The 4,277-nt window shown below is 69.7% G+C and carries 1 protein-coding gene and 1 pseudogene; one reads left to right on the top strand and one right to left on the bottom strand.

What is annotated here, in order from left to right:
* The coding region (locus ABZ646_RS41305; protein WP_360531331.1) for a lectin at nucleotides 1-2,775 on the bottom strand (2,775 nt) is incomplete at its 3' end.
* A gap of 198 nt (nucleotides 2,776-2,973) precedes the next feature.
* Between ABZ646_RS41305 and ABZ646_RS41300 the strand changes: the two are divergent.
* Nucleotides 2,974-4,089 (top strand): annotated as a pseudogene (locus tag ABZ646_RS41300) (acyl-CoA dehydrogenase family protein); the annotation flags it as partial.
* Nucleotides 4,090-4,277: the final 188 nt, after the last annotated feature.

The raw sequence follows: 4,277 nt of genomic DNA, 5'->3' as shown, positions 1-4,277 counted from the left end.
GCTCGGCAGCCTCCAGTTCTGTGCCGCCGTACCGTTGCAGGTGTACAGCTGGAGCTGGGTGCCGTTCGCGGTCGAGGAGTTGGGGTCGTCGAGGCACAGCGTCGACTCGGGGTTCACCAGCGACCCGTCGGAGCCCGGGGTCCACCGCTGAGCGCCGGTGCCGTTGCAGGTCCACAGCTGGACCAGCGTGCCGTCGGTGGTCCCGCTGTGATCGGCGTCCAGGCACTTGCCGAGGGCGCGGACCGTTCCGTCGCCGGCGACGATCCAGTCCTGGGCGTAGGTGTCGTCACACCCCCAGATCTGGACGTGGGTGCCGTCGGAGGTACCGGAGGACGCGTCGTCCACGCACAGGCCGGAGGCCACCGAGGAGGCGAGCGGACCGATCCGCGGCGAGGCCGGCTCCGTCGTGTCCCCCGCGTACGAGGGCGGGGCGGCGGTGGCCGCGGTCGCCCAGGAGGTGTTGGCGGCGGTACCGAGCGTGAAGTCCAGCGTGCCACCGGAGGTGATCGCCGCGGTGGGAGCGTAGGCGTTGTTCCACGCGGCGCCGTTCCACGCCGCGGACTGGACGTAGGGAGCGTTGTCGGCGGCGCCGTTGCCGTTGACCGTCAGCGTCCCGCCGGCCGGCAGGCTGACCACGGCCTGGGCGAACAGGGGTGATCCCAGAGCGAGATCGGAGGTTCCGGGCGTCTCGGGGAACATGCCGAGCGCCGACCACACGTACCAGGCGCTCATCGCGCCGAGATCGTCGTTGCCGTCGGCGAGGCCGCCCGGGGTGTTCGACCAGATCTGGTCCTGTACGGCCCGCACCGTGCCCTGCGTCCTGTAGGGCCGCCCCGTGTAGTCGTACTCCCACGGCAGTTCGATGCTCGGTTCGTTGCCGACCCAGGCATAGCCGTCGGCGCCGGTGTAGCTGCGCAGCACGGTGTCCAGGTAGTGGTTCATCGCGGTGTCGCCGCCCTTGGCGTGCGCCAGGCCGCCGATGTCGAACGGAACCATTCCGGTGTAGATCCACGAGTCGGCCTCGACCATGTCGGTGCCGCTGGTGGGGTCGAAGCCACCGGCCCACGCGCCGCTCGCGTCACGGGGTTCCACGAACCCGGAGGCCGGGTTGAGCACGTTGCGCCAGTCCTGGGCGCGGTTGGCGTACGTCCTGTGGTCCGCGCTGTCGCCGAGTGCCCCGGCCAGCGCGGAGACCGCGAAGTCGGCGGTGTCGTACTCCAGGGTGGTGGCGACCGGGCCGTAGAAGTTGCAGCAGCCGTAACTGCCGTCGTGCGGCAGGTATCCCGGCGAGTTCAGGTAGCCGAGGCCGGGCCGGTCGTTGTTGGCCGTGCTCGCCTGCCTGACCATGTCGGCCAGGGCGGTCGTGGCGTCGAAGTCGCGGGCGCCGAAGGCGTAGTAGTCGGCCAGAACGGCGTCCGCCGGGTCACCGACCATGACGTACGACTCGCCGTTGTTCTCCGACCACTTGGGGAAGATCCCGGTCTGCGTGTAGTCGTCGACCATCGACTGCGCGGTGTCGGAGGCGACCTGCGGAGCGACCAGGGCCTCGAGCTGGGCCTGCGAACGGTAGATGTCCCAGCCGGAGTAGTTCGCGTACACGGCGCCGTGACCGGCGTCCACGGTGTGCGTCTTCCCGTCGAAGCCGTAGTACTGGCCGTTGCTGTCACTGATCACGTTCGGATGCAGCAGGGAGTGGTAGAGCGCGGTGTAGAAGGTCTGCTGCTGCGCGGCGGTCCCGCCGCCGATCCGCACCTTGCCGAGTGCGCCGTTCCACGCGTTCTGTGCGGCGGTACGGGTGGCGTCGAAGTCCCAACCGGAGTTCTCCGCGGCCCGGTTGGCGACGGCGTTCGCGACCGAGACGTAGGAGATGCCGACCTTGGCCTGCACGACCGGGTTGCTCGTGGTGTTGAAGGTGACGTAGCCGTTCGAGGCGGCGGTGGCCGGGGCGGCACTGTCGTGGGTGGACTCGGGACCCGGTGCGCCGGTGTTCCTGCCGTGCAGCACCGGCTTGTTCGGCTTCTCGGCGGCGTTCTTCGACGCCCTGGCCGGTGCCGGGGTGGTGGCGGTGGACGTCTTGACGGCCGAGCTGCCCTGCGAGGAGAACGGCTGGTCGAAGACCATGTCGAAGTAGACGGTGTACGTGTTCGCGGCGCCACAGAAGTGGCCGCTGGTCACCTGGCCGCTCACCTCGGTGCTCGACACCTTGGTGAACTGTGTCGACGTCGCGCCGTTCTGGCTGCCCGTCAACTTGAAGATGAGGTTGGCCTGGCCGGTCGAGGGGAAGGTGAAGCGCGCCATGCCGCTGCGCGTGGTGGTGGTCAGCTCGGTGGTCACCCCGTTGCCGAGCGCGACCTTGTACGACCCGGCGGACGCCGACTCGTTCGTGTGCGAGAACGCGTCCGTGGCGGCGGTGTTCACGGCACCCACCGTGGGCAGCACCGGTACGTCGCCGGCCGCACCGCAGCCGGGGCCGGCGATGTGGGTGAGGCTGAAGCCGGTGATCGACGAGTCGTCGTACTCGTAGCCCCCGCCGTCGGGACGCGACGGGGTGTCCGGGCTCCACTGCACCATGCCGAACGGGACGTCGGCGCCCGGGAAGTCGTCGGCCTGGTTCGAGGTGCCGATGAGCGGGTCGACCAGAGTCGCCGGCGCGGTGACGAGCGCGGCCTCCCCGGCCGCCCACGCGGGTGTGCACAGCCCGGCCGCGGCCAGCGCCGCGGCGGCGAGCAGACCGATCGTCGCTGTTCCGGGAGGTCTCAGCTGTCGTGCCGTCATGGGACTTCTCCTCTCTCGGAGGCGGAGGCGGACAACGTTGTCGGAGCGCGGACGTGAGAGTTGACAACGTTGTCCGACCGTGAAGACAGGGGCTCGGGAGAAACATCCCGTGAAGCTAGCCATGAGGCAGGGGCATGTCAACGATTGGGAGCCCAAGGATGAATCAACTCCCCATCTTTGACGCCGCGTTGACAGTCGGTGGGATCGGCGCGACGGGGAGGGTTCCTGCCGGGTCCCGAGTGCGGAGGCCGTCCCTTGACCAGTTCGTCAGTACCCCGCCCGGAAGCCGGTCTCGTCGAACGCGTACACGCGCTGCAGCCGCTCATCCGGTCGCACGCCCTGCGCGCGGAGCAGGACCGGCGGGTGACCCGCGAGGTCGTCGAGGCTCTCACGGGCGCCGGGCTCCACCGGATGAACGTCCCCCGCCATCACGGGGGTTACCAGACCTCCTTACGGACTCAGGCCGACGCACTGAGCGCCGTCTCCGCCGGGTGCGGGTCGGCCGGGTTCATGGCGTTGATCCAGGCCGGGTGCGCGTTCATCGCGTCCCTGTTCCCCGACGAGGCCCAGGACGAGATCTTCACGGACCCCGATGTACGGGTCGGCGGCACTCTCATCCCGAGTTCGAAAGCCGTTCCCGCGGACGGCGGTTACCTGGTGAGCGGAAACTCTCCTTTCGCGACCGGCTGCCAGGACGCCGACTGGCATCGGCTGACCGCGCCGGCCGACACCGGGGCCGGGCGGCCGGAGATGGTGTGGCTGGCGATCCCCATGACCGATCTCAAGGTGCTGGACGACTGGAACGTCTCCGGTCTGAGCGGGAGCGGCAGCAACACCGTCGTCGCCCAGGATGTGTACGTGCCCGCCCACCGTGTCCTGCCGGTCGGGCCGTTGCTGGCTGGCACGTTCCCGGCACGGCGCAACAGCGCCGACCCCTTCTACCGGATGCCGGTGCTGCTGCTGTTCTGTGTCGGGACGGCCGCGAACGCCCTCGGACTGGGCCGCGCCGCTCTGACGGAGTTCGGGGAGCGCATGCATCAGCGGGGCATCACGTACACCCTCTATGAGCGCCAGCACGAGGCTCCGGTGACGCACCTTCAGCTGGCCGAGGCCACGATGAAGGTCTCCTCCGCGGAACTCATCACCGCCGACTTCGTGGGGCTGATCGAAGCCAGGGCGGCCGACGCAGAGCCCTGGACGGCGCGGGAGCGGGCTCGGATCAGGGCGCAGTGCGGGTATCTGACGCGGTTGTGCAAGGAAGCCGCCGACCTGGTCGGTTCCGCGTCCGGGGCCTCGTCCCTGCACCGGGAGGTGCCGATCCAACGGATCGTCCGGGACCTCAACGCCCTGAGCCTGCACGCGTTCGTCAACCCCGCCGCCAACCTGGAGCTGTACGGCAGGGTGCTGTCGGGGCCGAACCCCTGCAGATTCCGGTCACGCGCGTCATCGAGCACCGCGATCCGCGGTCCCTGCTCGTCGTGTCGTCCCTGCTCGCGGGGTAC

Source organism: Streptomyces sp. NPDC007162 (genome assembly GCF_040634175.1).
Taxonomy (GTDB): domain Bacteria; phylum Actinomycetota; class Actinomycetes; order Streptomycetales; family Streptomycetaceae; genus Streptomyces.
Note: the sequence above shows the minus strand (reverse complement) of the source record. Positions and strands in the feature narration are given on the sequence as shown.